Genomic DNA, 265 nt, shown 5'->3' on the forward strand with positions numbered 1-265 from the left:
TACAACAGCTTTAACAAGTGGTACTTATTATGCGGCGATAAAAGATGCAACTTCACTTTGTGAGAGTGCATTGAGACTGGAAGTTGCCGTAATAGTAACAGATCCTGGAACACCAAGTTTGGTAACTGCGGGAACACAGAATTTCTGTCAGTCCACTTTGCCAACTTTTGCAAGTATTCAGTTAAACGAATCTAATATCGTTTGGTATACTGCTTTAACTGGCGGAACATTGATTCCAAGTACAACAGCTTTGACAAGTGGTACT

The 265-nt window shown here is 40.0% G+C and carries 1 protein-coding gene; it reads left to right on the top strand.

All coding sequences use genetic code 11. The features are described 5' to 3' along the window. On the top strand, positions 1–265 hold a 265-nt coding region (locus tag NJT12_RS25225), incomplete at both ends, for a hypothetical protein (RefSeq protein WP_271338808.1).

Source organism: Flavobacterium azizsancarii, from assembly GCF_027980145.1.
Lineage (GTDB): Bacteria > Bacteroidota > Bacteroidia > Flavobacteriales > Flavobacteriaceae > Flavobacterium > Flavobacterium azizsancarii.